At 64.4% G+C, this 17,048-nt stretch carries 28 protein-coding genes; 3 read left to right on the top strand and 25 right to left on the bottom strand.

Annotated elements, in window-relative coordinates:
* The first annotated feature begins 154 nt into the window (after window positions 1–154).
* Window positions 155–2,419: an NADP-dependent malic enzyme gene (locus AN936_RS20550; protein ID WP_054589708.1), complete on the top strand. Its 2,265-nt coding sequence runs from the start codon at window positions 155–157 to the stop codon at window positions 2,417–2,419.
* Window positions 2,420–2,556: 137 nt separating this feature from the next.
* On the opposite strand, the gene AN936_RS20545 is transcribed toward AN936_RS20550, so the two are convergent.
* Complete coding sequence (locus AN936_RS20545) at window positions 2,557–3,030, bottom strand: outer membrane protein assembly factor BamE (protein ID WP_234715663.1); 474 nt, start codon at window positions 3,028–3,030, stop codon at window positions 2,557–2,559.
* A 183-nt stretch (window positions 3,031–3,213) separates the two neighbouring features.
* On the opposite strand from AN936_RS20545, the gene AN936_RS20540 reads away from it, so the two are divergent.
* Window positions 3,214–3,747, top strand: a complete 534-nt coding sequence (locus AN936_RS20540; protein WP_054589706.1) for a ubiquinol-cytochrome C chaperone family protein — start codon at window positions 3,214–3,216, stop codon at window positions 3,745–3,747.
* Window positions 3,744–4,271: a YceD family protein gene (locus AN936_RS20535; RefSeq protein ID WP_054589705.1), complete on the top strand. Its 528-nt coding sequence runs from the start codon at window positions 3,744–3,746 to the stop codon at window positions 4,269–4,271. The genes AN936_RS20540 and AN936_RS20535 overlap by 4 nt, the downstream gene beginning before the upstream one ends.
* Before the next feature lie 7 nt (window positions 4,272–4,278).
* Here the strand turns inward: AN936_RS20535 and AN936_RS20530 are convergent, their stop codons facing one another.
* The 24 genes from AN936_RS20530 to rplC form a co-directional block, all read right to left on the bottom strand.
* The gene (locus tag AN936_RS20530) at window positions 4,279–4,929 is read right to left on the bottom strand and encodes an SRPBCC family protein (protein WP_234715662.1); all 651 of its coding nucleotides are present in this window, start codon (window positions 4,927–4,929) and stop codon (window positions 4,279–4,281) included.
* Window positions 4,930–5,095: 166 nt separating this feature from the next.
* On the bottom strand, window positions 5,096–5,755 hold the full coding sequence (locus AN936_RS20525) for an adenylate kinase (RefSeq protein WP_054589703.1): 660 nt from the start codon (window positions 5,753–5,755) through the stop codon (window positions 5,096–5,098).
* Between the two features lie 46 nt (window positions 5,756–5,801).
* Window positions 5,802–7,175: a preprotein translocase subunit SecY gene (gene secY / locus AN936_RS20520; protein WP_054589702.1), complete on the bottom strand. Its 1,374-nt coding sequence runs from the start codon at window positions 7,173–7,175 to the stop codon at window positions 5,802–5,804.
* A 215-nt stretch (window positions 7,176–7,390) separates the two neighbouring features.
* Complete coding sequence (gene rplO, locus AN936_RS20515) at window positions 7,391–7,915, bottom strand: 50S ribosomal protein L15 (protein WP_084758564.1); 525 nt, start codon at window positions 7,913–7,915, stop codon at window positions 7,391–7,393.
* Between the two features lie 46 nt (window positions 7,916–7,961).
* Window positions 7,962–8,168, bottom strand: coding sequence for a DUF1737 domain-containing protein (locus AN936_RS20510; RefSeq protein ID WP_054589701.1), 207 nt, complete (start codon window positions 8,166–8,168; stop codon window positions 7,962–7,964).
* Window positions 8,169–8,175: 7 nt separating this feature from the next.
* Window positions 8,176–8,361 carry a 50S ribosomal protein L30 gene (gene rpmD / locus AN936_RS20505; protein WP_054589700.1) on the bottom strand — a complete coding sequence of 62 codons (186 nt, stop codon included), beginning with the start codon at window positions 8,359–8,361 and terminating at the stop codon, window positions 8,176–8,178.
* A gap of 4 nt (window positions 8,362–8,365) precedes the next feature.
* Window positions 8,366–9,064, bottom strand: a complete 699-nt coding sequence (rpsE, locus tag AN936_RS20500; RefSeq protein WP_084758563.1) for a 30S ribosomal protein S5 — start codon at window positions 9,062–9,064, stop codon at window positions 8,366–8,368.
* A 2-nt stretch (window positions 9,065–9,066) separates the two neighbouring features.
* Window positions 9,067–9,420 carry a 50S ribosomal protein L18 gene (gene rplR, locus AN936_RS20495; RefSeq protein ID WP_054589699.1) on the bottom strand — a complete coding sequence of 118 codons (354 nt, stop codon included), beginning with the start codon at window positions 9,418–9,420 and terminating at the stop codon, window positions 9,067–9,069.
* 3 nt (window positions 9,421–9,423) lie between these two features.
* Window positions 9,424–9,957 (bottom strand): 50S ribosomal protein L6, encoded by a 534-nt coding sequence (rplF, locus tag AN936_RS20490; protein ID WP_054589698.1) that lies wholly within the window; start codon window positions 9,955–9,957, stop codon window positions 9,424–9,426.
* Window positions 9,957–10,361 (bottom strand): 30S ribosomal protein S8, encoded by a 405-nt coding sequence (gene rpsH, locus AN936_RS20485; protein ID WP_054589697.1) that lies wholly within the window; start codon window positions 10,359–10,361, stop codon window positions 9,957–9,959. Before rpsH ends, rplF begins: the two co-directional genes overlap by 1 nt.
* Before the next feature lie 12 nt (window positions 10,362–10,373).
* Window positions 10,374–10,679 (bottom strand): 30S ribosomal protein S14, encoded by a 306-nt coding sequence (gene rpsN, locus AN936_RS20480; RefSeq protein ID WP_054589696.1) that lies wholly within the window; start codon window positions 10,677–10,679, stop codon window positions 10,374–10,376.
* 49 nt (window positions 10,680–10,728) lie between these two features.
* Window positions 10,729–11,307, bottom strand: a complete 579-nt coding sequence (gene rplE / locus AN936_RS20475; protein ID WP_054589695.1) for a 50S ribosomal protein L5 — start codon at window positions 11,305–11,307, stop codon at window positions 10,729–10,731.
* Window positions 11,300–11,617, bottom strand: a complete 318-nt coding sequence (gene rplX, locus AN936_RS20470) for a 50S ribosomal protein L24 (protein WP_054589694.1) — start codon at window positions 11,615–11,617, stop codon at window positions 11,300–11,302. Before rplX ends, rplE begins: the two co-directional genes overlap by 8 nt.
* Window positions 11,618–11,619: 2 nt before the next feature.
* Window positions 11,620–11,988 carry a 50S ribosomal protein L14 gene (gene rplN, locus AN936_RS20465; protein ID WP_053555865.1) on the bottom strand — a complete coding sequence of 123 codons (369 nt, stop codon included), beginning with the start codon at window positions 11,986–11,988 and terminating at the stop codon, window positions 11,620–11,622.
* A gap of 58 nt (window positions 11,989–12,046) precedes the next feature.
* Window positions 12,047–12,337, bottom strand: a complete 291-nt coding sequence (gene rpsQ, locus AN936_RS20460) for a 30S ribosomal protein S17 (RefSeq protein WP_037556374.1) — start codon at window positions 12,335–12,337, stop codon at window positions 12,047–12,049.
* Between the two features lie 11 nt (window positions 12,338–12,348).
* Window positions 12,349–12,552: a 50S ribosomal protein L29 gene (rpmC, locus tag AN936_RS20455; protein WP_054589693.1), complete on the bottom strand. Its 204-nt coding sequence runs from the start codon at window positions 12,550–12,552 to the stop codon at window positions 12,349–12,351.
* A 4-nt stretch (window positions 12,553–12,556) separates the two neighbouring features.
* Window positions 12,557–12,988: a 50S ribosomal protein L16 gene (rplP, locus tag AN936_RS20450; protein WP_054589692.1), complete on the bottom strand. Its 432-nt coding sequence runs from the start codon at window positions 12,986–12,988 to the stop codon at window positions 12,557–12,559.
* A gap of 11 nt (window positions 12,989–12,999) precedes the next feature.
* Window positions 13,000–13,707: a 30S ribosomal protein S3 gene (gene rpsC, locus AN936_RS20445; RefSeq protein WP_054589691.1), complete on the bottom strand. Its 708-nt coding sequence runs from the start codon at window positions 13,705–13,707 to the stop codon at window positions 13,000–13,002.
* 1 nt (window position 13,708) lies between these two features.
* Complete coding sequence (gene rplV / locus AN936_RS20440) at window positions 13,709–14,089, bottom strand: 50S ribosomal protein L22 (RefSeq protein WP_054589690.1); 381 nt, start codon at window positions 14,087–14,089, stop codon at window positions 13,709–13,711.
* On the bottom strand, window positions 14,089–14,364 hold the full coding sequence (rpsS, locus tag AN936_RS20435; RefSeq protein WP_037556370.1) for a 30S ribosomal protein S19: 276 nt from the start codon (window positions 14,362–14,364) through the stop codon (window positions 14,089–14,091). Before rpsS ends, rplV begins: the two co-directional genes overlap by 1 nt.
* A gap of 3 nt (window positions 14,365–14,367) precedes the next feature.
* On the bottom strand, window positions 14,368–15,204 hold the full coding sequence (gene rplB / locus AN936_RS20430) for a 50S ribosomal protein L2 (RefSeq protein WP_054589689.1): 837 nt from the start codon (window positions 15,202–15,204) through the stop codon (window positions 14,368–14,370).
* A gap of 21 nt (window positions 15,205–15,225) precedes the next feature.
* A complete protein-coding gene (locus AN936_RS20425) occupies window positions 15,226–15,534 on the bottom strand; it encodes a 50S ribosomal protein L23 (protein WP_054589688.1) in 309 nt (102 codons plus the stop codon).
* Window positions 15,527–16,153: a 50S ribosomal protein L4 gene (gene rplD, locus AN936_RS20420; protein ID WP_054589687.1), complete on the bottom strand. Its 627-nt coding sequence runs from the start codon at window positions 16,151–16,153 to the stop codon at window positions 15,527–15,529. The genes AN936_RS20425 and rplD overlap by 8 nt, the downstream gene beginning before the upstream one ends.
* A gap of 2 nt (window positions 16,154–16,155) precedes the next feature.
* Window positions 16,156–16,929, bottom strand: coding sequence for a 50S ribosomal protein L3 (rplC, locus tag AN936_RS20415; RefSeq protein ID WP_054590453.1), 774 nt, complete (start codon window positions 16,927–16,929; stop codon window positions 16,156–16,158).
* Window positions 16,930–17,048 lie beyond the last annotated feature (119 nt).

Here is a 17,048-nt window from a genome sequence, read left to right as displayed (position 1 = left end):
GTTACAATCCGCCCGGGTGACGCTAGGGGATTAATGTTCCTGGGGGTAAGCCATAGCGAGTGGACCGGTGTGGATTATGGTTTCGGCAATGCCGGAACCAGGTCTAGGAAAGAGATCGGGCGCGCGGCTTGTGGATCAGAGGAGAGGATAGACGATGGATAGTGGCAGCAAGGTGCAGTTTTCCGACCGCGAGGCCCTGCTCTACCACGAATATGGCCGGCCCGGGAAAATCGAGATCGTCGCGTCAAAGCCGATGGCGACGCAGCGCGACCTCAGCCTTGCCTATTCGCCCGGCGTCGCCGTCCCGGTCAACGCGATCGCCGCGGACCCGGCCAAGGCTTACGACTACACAATCAAAGGCAATCTGGTCGCGGTGATCTCGAACGGAACCGCAATCCTCGGTCTCGGCAACCTCGGCGCGCTCGCCTCGAAGCCGGTGATGGAAGGCAAGGCGGTGCTGTTCAAGCGCTTCGCCGACGTCGATTCGATCGACCTCGAGGTCGATACCGAAGATCCGCAGGCGTTCATCGACGCCGTCGCGCTGCTCGAACCGAGCTTCGGCGGCATCAACCTCGAGGATATCGCGGCGCCGAACTGCTTCATCATCGAACAGGCGCTGAAGGAAAAGATGAACATCCCGGTGTTCCATGACGACCAGCATGGCACCGCGATCATCACCGCCGCGGGCCTGATCAACGCCTGTCACCTGACCGGGCGCGACCTTTCGACCGTCAAGGTCGTCGTCAACGGCGCGGGCGCGGCCGCGATCGCCTGCACCGCGCTCATCAAGGCGATGGGCGTGCGGCACGAAAATGTCATCATGTGCGATCGCAAGGGCACGATCTGGCAGGGCCGGACCGAAGGCATGGACCAGTGGAAGTCGGCGCATGCCGTGCCGACCGAAGCGCGCAACCTGACCGAAGCGCTGATCGGTGCCGACGTCTTCCTCGGCCTCTCGGCCGCGGGGGCGCTCAAGCCCGAAATGGTCAAGGACATGGCACCGGCGCCGATCATTTTCGCGATGGCGAACCCCGATCCCGAAATCTCGCCGCCGGATGCTCGTGCCGCAAGACCCGACGCAATCATCGCGACCGGGCGCTCGGACTATCCGAACCAGGTCAACAATGTTCTCTGCTTCCCCTTCATCTTCCGCGGCGCGCTCGATGTCCATGCGACCGCGATCAACGAAGAGATGAAGATCGCCGCGGCCTATGCGATCGCCGACCTCGCGCGCCAGCAGGTGCCCGAGGAAGTCGCCGCGGCCTATGGCGGACGTGCGTCGAGCTTTGGTCCCGAATATATCATCCCGTCGCCCTTCGACCCGCGTTTGATGGAAATCGTTCCCGCCGCGGTCGCCGAAGCGGCGATGCAGACGGGCGTCGCGCAGCGGCCGATTGCGGATCTCGACGAATATCGCACCCGCCTCCGTGCGCGCCTCAACCCGACGACGTCGGTACTGACGCTCGCCTATGAAGCCGCGCGGTCGAACCCGAAGCGCGTCGTTTTTGCTGAGGGCGAAGAGGAGGTCGTGCTGCGCGCCGCGATCCAGTTCCGCGACGGCGGCTACGGCATTCCGGTGCTCGTCGGGCGCGAAGGGCTGCACGACAAATTGCGCGCGATGGGCGTCGCCGACGCCGAGTCGTTCGAGGTGCACAACAGCGTCAATTCGCCGCATGTGCCAGAGATGGTCGACATGCTCTACGAACGGCTGCAGCGGCGCGGTTATCTCCGCCGCGATGCCGAACGCATGGTCAACCGCGATCGCAACATCTTCGGCTCACTGCTGCTCAAGCTCGGCCTTGCCGATGCGATGATCACCGGCACGACGCGCACCTATTCGCAGACGATGCGCGAAGTGCGGCGGGTGATCGACCATGCCGAGGGCAAGACGCCCTTCGGCATCCACGTCCTTGTCGACCAGCATCACACCATCTTCATGGCCGACACGACGGTGAACGAACGGCCGTCGGCCGTCATGCTCGCCGATATCGCCGAACGTACCGCACAGGTCGCGCGGCGGATGGGGCACGAGCCGCGAGTCGCCTTTCTCTCCTATTCGACCTTCGGCAACCCGCCGGGCGAATGGCTCGACAATATCCGCGATGCGGTTTCGATCCTCGACCAGCGGAACCCGGGCTTCGAATATGAAGGCGAAATGGCGCCCGACGTCGCGCTGAACGAGAAGGTGATGAAGAACTATCCCTTCTGCCGCCTGTCGGGCCCGGCGAACGTGCTGGTGATGCCGGGACTGCAATCGGCCAATCTGTCGGCGAAGCTGCTCCGCGAACTCGGCGGCGGTGCGGTGATCGGACCGATGCTCGTCGGCATGGAAAAGCCGGTGCAGGTCGCGACGATGGCATCGACCGCATCCGATCTGGTCACGCTCGCCGTGCTCGCGGCTGGCGGGATCGCGCAATAGAGCTTTGATCTTCCGGCTGACGCCGGAAGCGGCACCGGCCCGCTCCCCCGCCCGGCCTCCCACAGAATAAACTGGATTGGGAGGCCGGGTGGGGAGCGGGCCGGTGCCGCGCGCTTCAGCAAAGCTGAAGCGATAACTTACTGTCCCGGAGGCGCCCCGGCGCCCGGCGCACCAACCGCGCCGATATTGCCGAAGATATCCTCGAAGAAGCTGCGGTGGCGGCCCAGCGTCGGGGTCTTGTCGCCTTCGGGATTGAGCTTGCTCACCAGTTCGAGGCCGGTCTTGTCGACCGCCGCGACGTTGCCGGCGGGGTCGAAGCGGACGCGCAGCACCTGCTGCGCGATCGGGCGCGGATTGGCGAAGGCGAGCTGCCGCGTTTCGCGCGACACATAATAATATTCATTGTTGCTGAACTGGCCGACGAAAGTCGGGCGTCCGAGCGTCTTTTCGACCGACTCGCGATTGTCGACGCCGGGCGTGATCGCCTGCGTCAGCACCGGATCGACGACATAGCCCTGCCGCCCCTTCATCTGCGTACAGCCGCCCGCGGTCAGCGCGACCATCAGTCCGACGACGATCAGGCGCGGGCGCGAGGCAGGAAGCTTGGGCATGAAATTCGGCATTCGACAATCTCCGTTGCGCGTGCCCCCGTCTTTCCCGGCGGCCGCGCATGCTCTCGCGCCTCTTAACCGCAAGCGGACGCCGCGCACAAGCCGCTTGTGGCGCGGCAAAGCTTGCCAGAAGCTGACCAGCCCCCCTTTTCGGCCGCGCCGATTGGGCCTAAGCGACTCCACATGTTCTCGCTCCGCAAACTCTTCAAACCCGATCCCGACCCGCGCGAGGCGCGCCGCCCGCTCTGGAACGCCGTCGTCGCCACCGCGCGCCAACCGCACTGGTATGAGGAGGGCGGCGTTCCCGACACACTGGACGGCCGTTTCGACATGGTCAGCCTGATCCTCGCGCTTGTCCTCCACCGTATCGACGAGGATCCCGATGTCGTTCGCGCCGGCGTCGAACTCACCGAACTCTTCGTGTCGGATATGGACGGACAGATGCGCCAGATCGGTTTCGGTGACATGGTCGTCGGCAAGCAGATCGGACGGATGGTCGGCGCGCTCGGCGGCCGCCTCGGCGCCTATAAGGCGGCCGACGGGTCGGACGAGCTGCGTGCCGCGCTGGTCCGCAACCTGTGGCGGGGGGGGGAAGCGCCCGGAGAGGAACGGCTGGCCTATGTCGCGGCGCAGGTTGCTACGCAACGTGCGGCGCTGGCAGCAACACCCGTTGCCGAACTGATCGTCGCCGACCGCCTGCCCGGGGGCTCCGCTTGAACGCCGATCCCGAATTTTCGCACATCGTCACGCTGGCCGACGCCGCGCACGGCAAGACGATTGCGATCGAAGCCGACGCCGAAGCCCGCGAACGGATCGCAAAACGGCTCGATCTCGTTAAACTCGCCTCCTTCGCCGTGACCGCCGAGGTGCGTGCCGTCGCCGGCGGCATCGCAGCGCGCGGCGAGGTGCGCGCCGAACTCGTCCAGCGCTGCGCCGCGACCGACCTGCCGGTGCCGGCGAACCTGACCGAAACGTTCGACCTGAAATTCCTGCGCGACGTCGACGCAGCGGCGAGCGAAGAGGAAATCGAGATCAGCGACGCGGATTGCGACATATTGCCGCTCGAAGGCGACCGGATCGATCTGGGCGAGGCCGCCGTGCAAACGCTTTCGCTCGGGCTCGATCCCTTTCCGCGCCACCCCGACGCCGACCGCATCCTCGCCGAGAAGGGCGTGCTGAGCGAAGAGGCTGCGGGACCGCTCGCAGCGCTTGCCAAGCTGCGCGGCAAACCCACATCCTGACCGGCGCCTAGCGGGGAGCCACGACCTCGTCGTCTTTCGCCAGATCGGCCGCGACATCGTCGAGGCCGGGCCCTTCGTCGGCCGGAGCTTCGTTGGCATCGGTCCCAGACTTTTGCTTGTCGGCGTCGGCCGCGGCCTTTTCGTCGCGCGATGGCGGCAGCGCGCCGCCGAGCGCTTTCGCGAGCCCCGCAAGCTGTTCGCCGATCACGCCGTCGACCGCGGGCGCGATGTCGCCGACCTTGAAGCGCATATAGCCGCCGACGACATAATCGAAGCGGATCGCCGATCCGGTCGGCGTTTGCTTGATCTGCACCGTCAGCGTGCCGTTCAGCGCCTCGCCCTGCAGCGGACCGAACGCGCCCGACAAGCGCAGCATCTGGTTCGGCTTGGCAAAAACGATCCGCGCGTGCTGGACGCTGCCAAGACCCGATCCCGTATCTGGCAATTTCTCGCAGAAGCAGCCGCCGGCCTGCGAATCGAGCCAGAAATTGGCGGCATCGCCCGACCAGCTATGCTCTTTCGACCACCATTTGTCGGGCGTCCGGAGCATCTTCCACACATCGGCGGGCGTCGCTGCAACCTGCGCGGTATGCGCGACGGTAAAACCGATTTCGCTCTGGTCGATCACCTTGGCGGCCGCCGGCGTGGTGGGAAGCATGGCCGTGGCAATGAAGCCGGCAAGAATTCGCTTCGATCTCATAACGTCCCCCTTGCAGCCCAAAGCTCCGTCATTGCGAGCGTAGCGAAGCAACCCAGGGGCGTTCTACACCGCTCTGGATTGCTTCGCTACGCTCGCAATGACGATTATCGTTGAGGGGAGGGCCTCAGCCCGCGGTCGCCAGAATCGTTTCGATCGCGTCGTTGACTTCGTCGATCGGCGCCATGCCGTCGACATGGGTCACGATGCCGCGCGCTTCGTAGATCGGCAGGATCGGCGCCGTCTTGGCGCGATATTCGGCCATGCGGGTGCGCACCGTTTCCTCATTATCGTCGGGGCGGCGTTTGAATTCGCTGCTCCCGCAAGCGTCGCAAACATTGTCCACCTTCGGCAGCTTGTAACGGTCGTGATACCCCTCGCCACATTTGGCGCACGAGAAGCGTCCGGTGATGCGATCGACGAGCGCGTCTTCTTCGACCCGAAGCTCGATAACATGATCGAGCTTGCGGCCGCGCGCGCTGAGGATTTCGTCGAGCGATTCGGCCTGCGCGGCGGTGCGCGGATAGCCGTCGAAGATCACCGACGTATCGCTGCCCAGTTCGTCGAGCCTTTCGCCGATCAGGCCCGAGACGATTTCGTCCGAGACGAGTTCACCCGCATCCATCACCGCCTTGGCCTGCAGGCCGATCGGCGTGCCCGCCTTGACCGCGGCGCGCAGCATATCGCCGGTCGAGAGCTGGACCATGCCATGCTCGTCCTCGAGGCGCGATGCCTGCGTACCCTTGCCCGCCCCCGGCGGACCAAGCAAAATGATGTTGAGCGTCATGGAAGCCCCTGTTGTTGCCCTGTCGCAGGATGCCGTAGCGAGGCGATCAGCGCCGCGCAACGCCGCCCTTCAATTTGGCCTTCTTGATGAGGTCGCCATATTGATGCGCGAGCATGTGGCTCTGGATCTGGCTGATCGTGTCGATCGTCACGTTGACGATGATCAGCAAGCTGGTGCCGCCGAGCTGGAACGGCAGGCCCGATCCGGCGATGAAATATTCCGGCACCAGACAGATCGCCGCGAGATAGGCCGCACCGATCACGGTGATGCGGGTCAGCACATGGTCGAGATAGGCGGCGGTGTTCTTGCCTGGGCGGATACCGGGGATGAAGCCGTTCTGACGCTTCAGATTGTCGGCGGTTTCTTCGGGGTTGAAGACAACCGCGACGTAGAAGAAGCAGAAGAAGATGATGCCCGCGGCATAGAGCGCCATATAGAGCGGCTGGCCGTGCGCGAGATACTGGTTGAGGGTGATCAGGAAATCGCCCCAGGCGGTATCGCCCTTCACATTATTGCCCATCATCTGGGTGACGGTGAGCGGCATCAGCAGCAGCGACGAGGCGAAGATCGGCGGGATGACGCCCGCGGTGTTGACCTTGAGCGGCAGATGGCTGCGGTCGGCCTGCATCACACCGCGCTGCGTCGCGCGTTTCGGATACTGGACGAGGACGCGGCGCTGGGCGCGTTCCATGAAGCTGATGAAGGCGATGATCGCGATCGCGCCGCCGATGACGGCGACGATCGTGCCGCCCCCCATCGAGCCTTCGCGGACCTGCGTGAACATCTGCGCGAAGCTGCGCGGAAGCTGGGCAAGAATGCCCGCCATGATGATCAGCGACACGCCGTTGCCGATCCCGCGGCTGGTGATCTGTTCGCCGAGCCACATCAGGAACAGCGTACCGCCGACGATCGAGATGACGGCGCCGATGCGGAACATCATCCCCGGGTCGACGACCGCGGCGATGCCCTGGCTCTGGCCGAGGTTTTCGAGGCCGACGGCGATGAAATAGCCCTGGATCGCGGTCAGCGCGACGGTGCCGTAGCGCGTATATTGGTTGAGCTTCTTGCGCCCGCTCTCGCCCTCTTTCTTGAGAGCGGCGAGGCTCGGCGACAGCGCCGAGGCGAGCTGGACGACGATCGACGCCGTGATGTAGGGCATGACGCCGAGCGCGATGATGCTCATGCGCTCGAGGCTGCCGCCCGAGAAGGTGTTGAAGATGTCGAGGATGCCGCCCGACGCCGCCTGATCGTAAAGCCGCGACAGCGCGACCGGGTCGACGCCCGGCAGCGGCACGAACGACAGGAAACGGAAAACGATCAGCGCGCCGATCGTGAACCAGATTCGCCGCTTGAGTTCGGTCGCCTGGCCGAACTTCGAAAAGTTCAGGTTGGATGCAAGCTGGTCGGCGCGAGAGGCCATGGGTATCTTCCTCGGATATTCCGGACCGCGCCCCCCGCGACCCAGCGCCTATGTGCGTTCGGAGGGCCCGAAGCGCAAGGGGAAAGGCCTATTTTACGACGCAGCTCGTCGATACAGGCCGCGCCCGCCTTCGCATCGAGCCTTGCGAGCGAAGGGCGGATCAACTGTCGCCATGTGGCAAGGGGCGGTCCTTTCGAACCGCCCCTCGCGAAATCTTACTCGGCCTTGGCTTTGGCGCGACGCTGGGCCTTCTTGCCTTCGGGCGCTGCTTCCTTGACTTCAGGAAGCTCGACCTTGCCGCCGGCCTTTTCGACCGCCTCGATCGCGCCCTTCGACGCGCCGGCAACCGCGAAATTCAGCTTGGCGCTATATTCGCCCTTGGCGAGGAGGCGAACGCCGTCCTTGCCGCCGCGTGCAACGCCAGCCGCCTTGAGCGCGGCGTGATCGATCACGGCCTTGGCATCGAGCTTCTTCGCATCGACCAGCTTCTGGATCATGCCCAGATTGACGATGGCAAAGTCCTTGCCGAAGATATTGTTGAAGCCGCGCTTCGGGATGCGCATGTGAAGCGGCATCTGGCCGCCCTCGAAGCCGTTGATCGCGACGCCGCTGCGGGCCTTCTGACCCTTCTGGCCGCGGCCGGCGGTCTTGCCCTTGCCCGAGCCGATGCCGCGTCCGACGCGCATCCGGCCCTTGCGGGCGCCGGCGTTGTCACGAAGTTCGTTAAGCTTGATCGTCATGTCTTTGCACTCGCTTTCGCTGTGGTCGCGCTATGGATCGAAAATTTCAATCCGGTTCGATTTCACTCGATGGCTGAAAGCCGGGATAGTCGCCGGCCTTTTCCATCACGATGGCCTGGGCGACATAGCCGCGGCCATCGACACTGGTGATCGAGGGGCTGCCGTGAAGCTGCCACCCCCGGTTGAGCAGTCCCTCGACCCGCGCGCAGAAGGCGCTGTCGTCGGGACCGGTCAACAGGCGATAGAGCTTCATCGCGGGTTTAGCCCTCGACGACTTCCACCATGTGCGGAAGCTTGCGGATCATGCCGCGCACTTCCGGGGTGTCGACCAGTTCGACCTCGCGGCGCATCTTGCCCAGGCCGAGGCCGGTCAGGATGGCGCGCTGGCTCTTCGGACGACGGATCGGCGAACCGATCTGGCGGATCTTGATCTTCTTGTCGGCCATTGTCTTACTCCGTCACCGCCGCGGCTTCGGCCTCGGCTGCGCGGTCGGACGCGCCGCCACGCTTGATCAGGTCCGAAACCTTCTTGCCGCGACGCTGCGCGACCGACTTCGGGCTGGTCTGTTCGCCGAGCGCCTCGAAGGTCGCGCGGATCATGTTATAGGGGTTCGAGGTGCCGACCGACTTGGTCACCACATCGGCAACGCCCAGCGATTCGAACACGGCGCGCATCGGGCCACCGGCGATGATGCCGGTACCGGCGGGCGCCGAACGCAGCGTCACATTGCCGGCGCCGAACACACCGCGGCCGTCATGGTGCAGCGTGCGGCCGTCGCGCAGCGGAACGCGGATCATCGCCTTCTTCGCGGCAGCGGTCGCCTTCGAAATGGCTTCGGGCACTTCGCGCGCCTTGCCATGGCCGAAACCGGCGCGGCCCTTGCCGTCGCCGACGACGACGAGCGCGGCGAAACCGAAGCGCTTGCCGCCCTTCACGGTCTTCGACACGCGGTTGATATGGACGAGCTTTTCGATCAGCTCTTCGCCACCATCTTCGTCGCGCGGGCGGCGATCGTCGCGGCGGCCACGGCCACCTTCACGACCGCCACGGCCGCCATCGCGGCCGCCGCCACGGCCGCGGCGCGGGGCCTGGCCTTCAGTGGGGGCAGCTTCGGGAGCGCCTTCGACGTTCTGTACTTCGTCTGCCATAATCAGAACTCCAATCCGCCTTCGCGAGCCGCGTCGGCCAGCGCCTTGATGCGCCCGTGGAACAGGAAGCCGCCGCGGTCGAACACGACCTGCGTCACGCCCGCCTTCTTGGCGGCGTCGGCGAGCCGCTTGCCGACATCGGCCGCGGCTGCGGTGGTGGCGCCGGTCTTGCCGCGGACATCCTTGTCCAGCGTCGAAGCAGCGGCCAGCGTCTTGCCGGCGGCGTCATCGATGAGCTGCGCATAGATGTGACGGCCCGACCGGTGCACCGACAAACGCGGGCGGCCGGCGGCGCGCTGGCGGAGGGCGGTACGAACGCGCTGACGGCGCTTCTGGAAAGAGGTGAGATGTGCCATGGCTTACTTCTTCTTGCCTTCTTTGCGGAAGATGTACTCGCCGCGATATTTGATGCCCTTGCCCTTATAGGGTTCGGGCTTGCGCCAGCGGCGGATTTCCGCCGCGACCTGGCCGACTTTCTGCTTGTCGATACCGCTGATCTCGATCGTCGTGTTGTCCGGCGTCTTGATCTCGATGCCTTCGGGCACCGCGAAATCGACATCGTGGCTGTAGCCGAGCTGCAGCTTCAGCGTCTTGCCCTGCGAGTTGGCGCGATAGCCGACACCGGTGATTTCGAGGACCTTGGTGAAGCCTTCGGTCACGCCGGTGATCAGATTCTGGACCAGCGTGCGCTGCATGCCCCAGAACGCCCGTGCTTCGCGGGTGCTGTTCGCGGGCTGCACCGAGATGCTGCCTTCGCCGACTTCATAGTTGATGAGGTCGGACAGCGGCATCGCCAGCGTGCCCTTGGGACCCTTGACCGACAGCTGGCCGCCGTCGATCGCGGCGGTGACGCCGCCCGGGATTGCCACTGCCTTTTTACCAATGCGGGACATCAGAACACCTCCGCCAGCACTTCGCCGCCGACATTATGCTCGCGAGCTTCGGCGTCCGAGAGAACGCCACGCGGGGTCGACACGATGGTGATGCCAAGGCCGTTGCGCACGATCGGCAGTTCCTTCGAACCCGAATAGACGCGGCGACCCGGCTTCGAGACGCGGGCCACGTGGCGGATCGCCGGCTGGCCTTCGAAATATTTGAGCTCGATGCGGATGCCCTTATGCTGGCCCTTCGCGCCCAGCGCTTCTTCGCTATAGCCGCGGATATAGCCTTCGCGCTGGAGAACATCGAGAACGCGGACGCGCAGCGTCGAAGCCGGCGTCAGGACGCTGTCCTTCTTCGCCTGCTGGCCGTTGCGGATGCGGGTGAGCATATCACCCAGGGGATCGGTCATTGCCATCTTGTCAGTCCCTTACCAGCTCGACTTCACAACACCGGGGATCAGGCCCTTGTTGGCCAGATCGCGGAGCTGGATACGGCACAGCCGGAATTTGCGATAATAAGCGCGCGGGCGCCCGGTCAGCTCGCACCGGTTGCGGATGCGGGTCGGGTTACCATTGCGCGGGATTTCCGCCATCTTGAGGCGCGCGATCAGACGCTCGCCATCATCGAGCGACGTGTCCGCCGCAATCGCCTTCAGCTTCGCATAACGGCCGGCATATTTCTTCACCAGCTTCTTGCGACGCTCGTTCTTGTTCATCGAACTCAGTTTCGCCATGACTTAAGTTCTCTTTCCTTCTTGAAAGAGCCTGCCCGGTCCCGAAGGATCAGGCGGCTTCCTTTTCCTGCGCTTCGATCGGGAAGGGGAAGCCGAACAGCTTGAGCAGTTCGCGGGCTTCGTCGTCCGTACGGGCGGTGGTGGTGACGATCACGTCCATGCCGCGCACCGTGTCGATGCGGTCATAGTTGATCTCGGGGAAGATGATCTGCTCTTTCAGGCCCATGGCATAGTTGCCACGGCCGTCGAAGCTCGTCGCCGACACGCCGCGAAAGTCGCGGATGCGCGGCATGGCGATCGTGATCAGGCGATCGAGGAACTCGTACATGCGTTCGCGGCGCAGGGTGACCTTGCAACCGATCGGCATGCCTTCACGCAGCTTGAACTGCGCGATCGACTTCTTCGCCTTGGTCACGACGGGCTTCTGACCCGCGATCAGCTCCATTTCCGAAGCGGCGATCTCGACCTTCTTCTTGTCCTGGACCGCGTCGCCCACGCCCATGTTGAGCGTGATCTTCTCGATCTTCGGCACTTCCATCGCATTCTTGTAACCGAACTTCTCGGTCATCGCCTTGACGATCACATCGTCATAGCGCTTGCGCATGCGCGGGGTGTAATTGTCAGCCATTGATCGTCTCCCCGGACTTCACGGCCACGCGGACCTTCTTGCCGTCCTTGGTTTCAAAACGAACGCGCGTCGGCTTGCCGGTCTTGGGATCGGCCAGCGCGACCTTGCTCGCGAACAGCGGCGCTTCCTTGCGCTCGAGGCCGCCCTGCGGATTTTGCTGGTTCGGCTTGCGGTGGCGGGTGATGACATTGACGCCAGCGACGACGACCTTGCCATCCTTCGGCAGGCTCTGCGTCACTTCGCCGGTCTTGCCCTTGTCCTTGCCGGACAGGACGACGACCGTGTCACCCTTCTTGATCTTGTTCGCCATGGTCAGAGCACCTCCGGCGCCAGGCTGATGATCTTCATATAGCCCTTGCCGCGGAGTTCGCGGACGACGGGGCCGAAGATACGGGTGCCGATCGGTTCCTCGTTCTTGTTGACGAGCACGGCGGCGTTGCTGTCGAAACGGATCACCGAACCGTCGGCGCGGCGCACATCCTTCGCGGTGCGGACGATGACGGCGCGATGCACGTCGCCCTTCTTCACCTTGCCGCGCGGCTGCGCTTCCTTGATCGACACGACGATAACGTCGCCGACGCCGGCCGTACGACGCTTCGAGCCGCCAAGCACCTTGATGCACTGGACGCGCTTCGCGCCGCTGTTGTCGGCGACTTCCAATTGTGACTGCATCTGGATCATCGATGCATTTCCTTCTTCCTTGGCCTACCGGGGCACCCCGGCGGTTCCGTGAAACTCTTTAGCCTTCGGCCGCGGCGGGAGCAGCCGGGGCAGCGCCCTTGGGCTTGCTGTGGGTGTCGACCTTGTCGAGCACCTTCCAGGTCTTCAGCTTCGAAATCGGCTTCGTTTCCTCGATGCGGACGGTTTCGCCAGCCTTGATGGCGTTGTCTTCATCGTGGGCGTGATATTTTTTCGAGCGGCGGATGATCTTGCCGTACAGAGGGTGCTTCACCTTCCGTTCGACCTTCACCACGACGGTCTTGTCGCCCTTGTCGGACACCACCGTGCCGGTCAGAATGCGCTTCGGCATCGATAGTCTCCTTACTTCGCGGCCGAGCGCGAACGCTCGGTCTGCTGCGTCTTGATGCGGGCGATCGAGCGCCGCACTTCCTTGACGCGCGAGGCCTTTTCAAGCTGGCCGGTGGCCGCCTGGAAGCGGAGGTTGAACGCCTCGCGCTTCAGTTCGCCAAGCTGTTCGGCGAGCTGGTCGTCGGTCTTGGCCTTGAAATCTTCGGTCTTGGCCATGTCCTTAACCCTCCAGGTGCGAGGTATCGCCGAGGCGGGCGATAACCTTCGTCTTGATCGGCAGCTTCATCGCGGCGCGTTCGAACGCCAGCGCGGCCACGGGGCCCGGAACGCCGTCGAGTTCGAACAGGATGCGACCCGGCTTCACGCGCGCGGCCCAGAATTCCGGCGAACCCTTGCCCTTACCCATGCGGACTTCGGCAGGCTTCGACGACACGGGAACGTCGGGGAAAACACGGATCCAGAGGCGACCCTGACGCTTGATCGCACGGCTGATCGCGCGGCGGGCCGCTTCGATCTGGCGCGCGGTGATGCGCTCGGGTTCCATCGCCTTCAGCCCGTAGGAGCCGAAGTTCAGGCTGGTACCGCCCTTGGCATTGCCATGGATGCGGCCCTTGAAAGCCTTGCGGAACTTGGTTTTTTTCGGTTGCAGCATCTCAGCAGTCCTTAGCGGCGATCTTCACGGGCCGGACGGACACCGGTCGTCTGCGCATCGAGCATCAGACGGTCGGTCGCCATCGGGTCGTGACCAAGGATTTCACCCTTGAAGATCCAGACCTTGATCCCGCACACGCCATAGGCGGTGTGGGCTTCGGCCTCGGCATAGTCGACATTGGCGCGCAGCGTGTGCAGCGGCACCCGGCCTTCGCGATACCATTCGGTGCGCGCGATTTCCGCGCCGCCGAGACGGCCGGCGCAGTTGATGCGGATGCCCTCGGCACCGAGGCGCATCGCCGACTGGACGGCGCGCTTCATGGCGCGGCGGAACGCGACGCGGCGCTCGAGCTGGTCGGCAATACCCTGGCCGACGAGCTTGGCGTCGACTTCGGGCTTGCGGATCTCGACGATGTTCAGCGACACGTCGCTGCCCGTCATCGCACCGAGCTGCTTGCGCAGCTTTTCGATGTCGGCGCCCTTCTTGCCGATGATGACGCCCGGACGGGCGGCATAGATCGACACGCGGCACAGCTTCGCCGGACGTTCTATCACGACCTTCGAGATCGCGGCCTGCGGCAGGTGCTTGAACACGAACTTGCGGATCTTCAGATCCTCGACAAGCATGCGGCCATAGTCCTGGCCTTCGGCGAACCAGCGGCTGTCCCAGGTGCGGTTGACCTGCAGGCGCAGGCCGATCGGATTGCTCTTCTGGCCCATCTTACGCCTCTTCTTCCTGTTCGCGCACGACAATGCGGATGCGGCTGAACGGCTTGACGATCCGGGTCGACTTGCCGCGGCCGCGAGCGTGCCAGCGCTTCATCGAGATCGACTTGCCCACGCTCGCTTCCTTGACGACCAGCGCGTCAACGTCGAGGTTGTGGTTGTTTTCCGCATTGGCGACGGCGCTGGCGAGAACCTTGCGCACGTCGACGGCCATCGCCTTCTTCGAGAAAGCGAGGACGTTCATCGCGTCTTCGACCTTGCGGCCGCGGATCAGCGCGGCGACGAGGTTCAGCTTCTGCGCCGAGCCGCGAATCTGCGTGCCGACCGAGAGAGCCTCGTTATCGGCAACGCGACGGGGGGACTTTTCCTTGCCCATTAGCGTTTGCCCTTCTTGTCGGCCGCGTGACCGGGGAAGAAGCGCGTCGGCGCAAATTCACCCAGCTTCATGCCGACCATGTCTTCATTGACCGACACCGGCACGAACTTGCGGCCGTTGTAGACGTTGAAGGTCAGCCCGACGAACTGCGGCAGGATGGTGGACCGACGCGACCAGGTCTTGATCGGGGCAGAGCTGCCGCCGTCCTGGGCCGTTTCGGCTTTCTTGAGGAGATGAAGGTCGACGAACGGACCCTTCCAGACCGAGCGAGCCATGGCTTACCTCTTCTTCTTCGCGTGACGCGACCGGATGATCATATTGTCGGTCGACTTGTTGTGGCGCGTGCGGGCACCCTTGGTCGGCTTGCCCCACGGGGTAACCGGATGACGGCCACCCGAGGTGCGGCCTTCACCACCGCCGTGCGGGTGGTCGACCGGGTTCTTGGCGACGCCGCGGGTCAGCGGACGCTTGCCGAGCCAGCGATTGCGGCCGGCCTTGCCCAGGTTGGTGTTCTGGTTGTCGGGGTTCGACACCGCACCGACCGTGCCCATGCACTCGCCGCGGATGTAACGCTGCTCGCCCGAACCGAGACGCACGATGACGAGACCGCGATCACGACCGACGACCTGCGCATAGGTGCCGGCCGAACGGGCGATCTGGCCGCCCTTGCCCGGCTTCATCTCGATGTTGTGGACGATCGTGCCGACCGGCATCTGCGACAGTTCCATAGCATTGCCCGGCTTCACGTCGGTCTTCTTGCCGGCGACGACGGTGTCGCCGACGGCCAGACGCTGCGGCGCGAGGATGTAGGTCTGCTCACCGTCTTCGTACTTGACGAGAGCGATGAATGCCGTGCGGTTGGGGTCATATTCCAGACGCTCGACGGTGGCCGGCATGTCCCACTTGCGACGCTTGAAGTCGATGAAGCGGTACTTCTGCTTGTGGCCGCCGGCGATACCGCGCGAGGTCACATGACCCTTGTTGTTGCGGCCACCGGTCTTGCGCTTGCCTTCGGTCAGCGCCTTGACGGGCTTGCCCTTCCACAGCGACGACTTGTCGACGAGGATCAGGCCGCGCTGCGCGGGGCTGGTCGGATTATAGGATTTAAGTGCCATTTTCTCTGCCTCTTCCTACAATCAGACGCCGGTCGTGACGTCGATCGACTGGCCGGCGGCCAGGCGAACGATCGCCTTCTTCACGTCGCTGCGGGTGTAGGGCTTGCCCTTCCAGCGCTTGGTCTTGCCCTTGGTGACGAGCGTGTTGACGCTGACCACCTTGACATCGAACAGCGCCTCGACGGCGGCCTTGATCGCGGGCTTGGTCGCGTCGTTCGCGACCTTGAACACCACCGCGTCGTTTTCGCTGAGCAGCGTCGACTTTTCGGTGATCACCGGCGCGAGGATCACGTCATAGTGACGCGCGTCGACTGTTTTTGCCTTAGCCATTGCAGCGGGCCTCCAGCTTTTCGACCGCCGCGCGGGTCAGGACCAGCGTGTCGGCACGGATGATGTCATAGACGTTGGCGCCGATGGCCGGCAGTGCGTCGACACCGATGAGGTTGGCCGAGGCCATGGCGAAGCTTGCGTGCACCGCGTCACCGTCGATGAAGAGCGCACGGTTGCCGAGTTCCATCTTGCCGAGCTTGCCGGCAAGCGCCTTGGTCTTCGCGTCCTTGAGCTCGAGCGTGTCGAGAACGACGAGCTTGCCGCCCTTCGCCTTGTCGCTCAGCGCCATCTTCAGGCCGAGGGTGCGGATCTTCTTGTTCAGCGAGTGGCCGAAGGTGCGGGCCCGCGGGCCGTGCGCCTTGCCGCCGCCGATGAAGATCGGCGCCTTGCGGTCACCGTGACGAGCCGTACCGCCGCCCTTCTGGCGACCGAACTTCTTGCCGGTGCGCGACACATCGCTGCGTTCGCGGGCGGCGCGAGCCGGACCGCGGCGCTTTTCGAGCTGCCAGGCCACGACGCGGTGCAGGATGTCTGCGCGCGCATCGACGCCGAAGACGTCGTCGTTAAGGTCGATGTCGGCGCCAGCCTTGCCATCGAGGGTCTGTACCTTGACCTTCATGATCAGGACTCCTGTGCGCCGTCGGTGGCCGCGGTGTCGACGACGGTCTCTTCGACCGGCGTTTCGACCGGCGCGTCAGCCGGGGCTTCGTTGCTGTTGGCCGCGCTCTTGATGCCCGCCGGATAGGGGGCTTCGGGGTGGCGCGGCAGCTTCACCGCATCGCGAACGAGCAGCCAGCCGCCCTTCGAGCCAGGGACCGAGCCCTTGACGAAGAGAAGGCCGCGCTCGACGTCGGTGCGGACGATTTCGAGATTCTGCTGGGTGCGGTTGCGGGCGCCCATGTGGCCGGCCATCTTCTTGTTCTTGAAGACGCGGCCCGGATCCTGACGGTTACCGGTTGAACCATGCGCACGGTGGCTGATCGAAACACCGTGGGTCGCGCGCATACCACCGAAACCCCAACGCTTCATCGCACCGGCAAAGCCCTTGCCCTGGGTCACGCCCTGGATGTCGACGATCTGGCCGGCAACGAAGTGGTCGGCCGACAGTTCGGCGCCGACGTCGAGCGTCGCGTCGTCGGCGACGCGGAATTCGACGAGCTTCGCCTTGGGCTCGACTTCGGCCTTGCCATAGGCACCGCGCTGCGGCTTGGCGACGTTCTTCGCCTTGGCCGAGCCAGCACCGAGCTGAACGGCCACATAGCCGTCACGTTCTTTATCGCGCACGGAGACGACCTGGCAGCCTTCGAGGCTCAGGACGGTGACGGGCACGTGGCGGCCGTCGTCCTGAAACAGGCGGGTCATCCCCATTTTCTTCGCGATCACGCCAGTACGCATGATCATACTCCTCAACAGAGGCCGGGCGGACCATTCCGCACGGCTTGCGGGACCCATCGAGACACGTCTCGACGGAACCCTCCCAGCCCGAAATTTCGATGCATCGCCCCGTCCGGGCT

The organism is Sphingopyxis macrogoltabida (genome assembly GCF_001307295.1).
In the GTDB taxonomy this organism is placed as follows: domain Bacteria; phylum Pseudomonadota; class Alphaproteobacteria; order Sphingomonadales; family Sphingomonadaceae; genus Sphingopyxis; species Sphingopyxis macrogoltabida_B.
This window is presented reverse-complemented; position numbering and strand designations above follow the sequence as displayed.

Coding starts and splice junctions, on each gene's coding strand:
- AN936_RS20550 (WP_054589708.1), top strand. CDS start 155: ATGGATAGTGGCAGCAAGGTGCAGTTTTCCGACCGCGAGGCCCTGCTC.
- AN936_RS20545 (WP_234715663.1), bottom strand. CDS start 3,030: ATGCCCAAGCTTCCTGCCTCGCGCCCGCGCCTGATCGTCGTCGGACTG.
- AN936_RS20540 (WP_054589706.1), top strand. CDS start 3,214: ATGTTCTCGCTCCGCAAACTCTTCAAACCCGATCCCGACCCGCGCGAG.
- AN936_RS20530 (WP_234715662.1), bottom strand. CDS start 4,929: ATGCTTCCCACCACGCCGGCGGCCGCCAAGGTGATCGACCAGAGCGAA.
- AN936_RS20525 (WP_054589703.1), bottom strand. CDS start 5,755: ATGACGCTCAACATCATTTTGCTTGGTCCGCCGGGGGCGGGCAAGGGT.
- secY (WP_054589702.1), bottom strand. CDS start 7,175: ATGGCCTCTCGCGCCGACCAGCTTGCATCCAACCTGAACTTTTCGAAG.
- rplO (WP_084758564.1), bottom strand. CDS start 7,915: ATGACGATCAAGCTTAACGAACTTCGTGACAACGCCGGCGCCCGCAAG.
- AN936_RS20510 (WP_054589701.1), bottom strand. CDS start 8,168: ATGAAGCTCTATCGCCTGTTGACCGGTCCCGACGACAGCGCCTTCTGC.
- rpmD (WP_054589700.1), bottom strand. CDS start 8,361: ATGGCCGACAAGAAGATCAAGATCCGCCAGATCGGTTCGCCGATCCGT.
- rpsE (WP_084758563.1), bottom strand. CDS start 9,064: ATGGCAGACGAAGTACAGAACGTCGAAGGCGCTCCCGAAGCTGCCCCC.
- rplR (WP_054589699.1), bottom strand. CDS start 9,420: ATGGCACATCTCACCTCTTTCCAGAAGCGCCGTCAGCGCGTTCGTACC.
- rplF (WP_054589698.1), bottom strand. CDS start 9,957: ATGTCCCGCATTGGTAAAAAGGCAGTGGCAATCCCGGGCGGCGTCACC.
- rpsH (WP_054589697.1), bottom strand. CDS start 10,361: ATGGCAATGACCGATCCCCTGGGTGATATGCTCACCCGCATCCGCAAC.
- rpsN (WP_054589696.1), bottom strand. CDS start 10,679: ATGGCGAAACTGAGTTCGATGAACAAGAACGAGCGTCGCAAGAAGCTG.
- rplE (WP_054589695.1), bottom strand. CDS start 11,307: ATGGCTGACAATTACACCCCGCGCATGCGCAAGCGCTATGACGATGTG.
- rplX (WP_054589694.1), bottom strand. CDS start 11,617: ATGGCGAACAAGATCAAGAAGGGTGACACGGTCGTCGTCCTGTCCGGC.
- rplN (WP_053555865.1), bottom strand. CDS start 11,988: ATGATCCAGATGCAGTCACAATTGGAAGTCGCCGACAACAGCGGCGCG.
- rpsQ (WP_037556374.1), bottom strand. CDS start 12,337: ATGCCGAAGCGCATTCTGACCGGCACGGTGGTGTCCGACAAGGGCGAC.
- rpmC (WP_054589693.1), bottom strand. CDS start 12,552: ATGGCCAAGACCGAAGATTTCAAGGCCAAGACCGACGACCAGCTCGCC.
- rplP (WP_054589692.1), bottom strand. CDS start 12,988: ATGCTGCAACCGAAAAAAACCAAGTTCCGCAAGGCTTTCAAGGGCCGC.
- rpsC (WP_054589691.1), bottom strand. CDS start 13,707: ATGGGCCAGAAGAGCAATCCGATCGGCCTGCGCCTGCAGGTCAACCGC.
- rplV (WP_054589690.1), bottom strand. CDS start 14,089: ATGGGCAAGGAAAAGTCCCCCCGTCGCGTTGCCGATAACGAGGCTCTC.
- rpsS (WP_037556370.1), bottom strand. CDS start 14,364: ATGGCTCGCTCGGTCTGGAAGGGTCCGTTCGTCGACCTTCATCTCCTC.
- rplB (WP_054589689.1), bottom strand. CDS start 15,204: ATGGCACTTAAATCCTATAATCCGACCAGCCCCGCGCAGCGCGGCCTG.
- AN936_RS20425 (WP_054589688.1), bottom strand. CDS start 15,534: ATGGCTAAGGCAAAAACAGTCGACGCGCGTCACTATGACGTGATCCTC.
- rplD (WP_054589687.1), bottom strand. CDS start 16,153: ATGAAGGTCAAGGTACAGACCCTCGATGGCAAGGCTGGCGCCGACATC.
- rplC (WP_054590453.1), bottom strand. CDS start 16,929: ATGCGTACTGGCGTGATCGCGAAGAAAATGGGGATGACCCGCCTGTTT.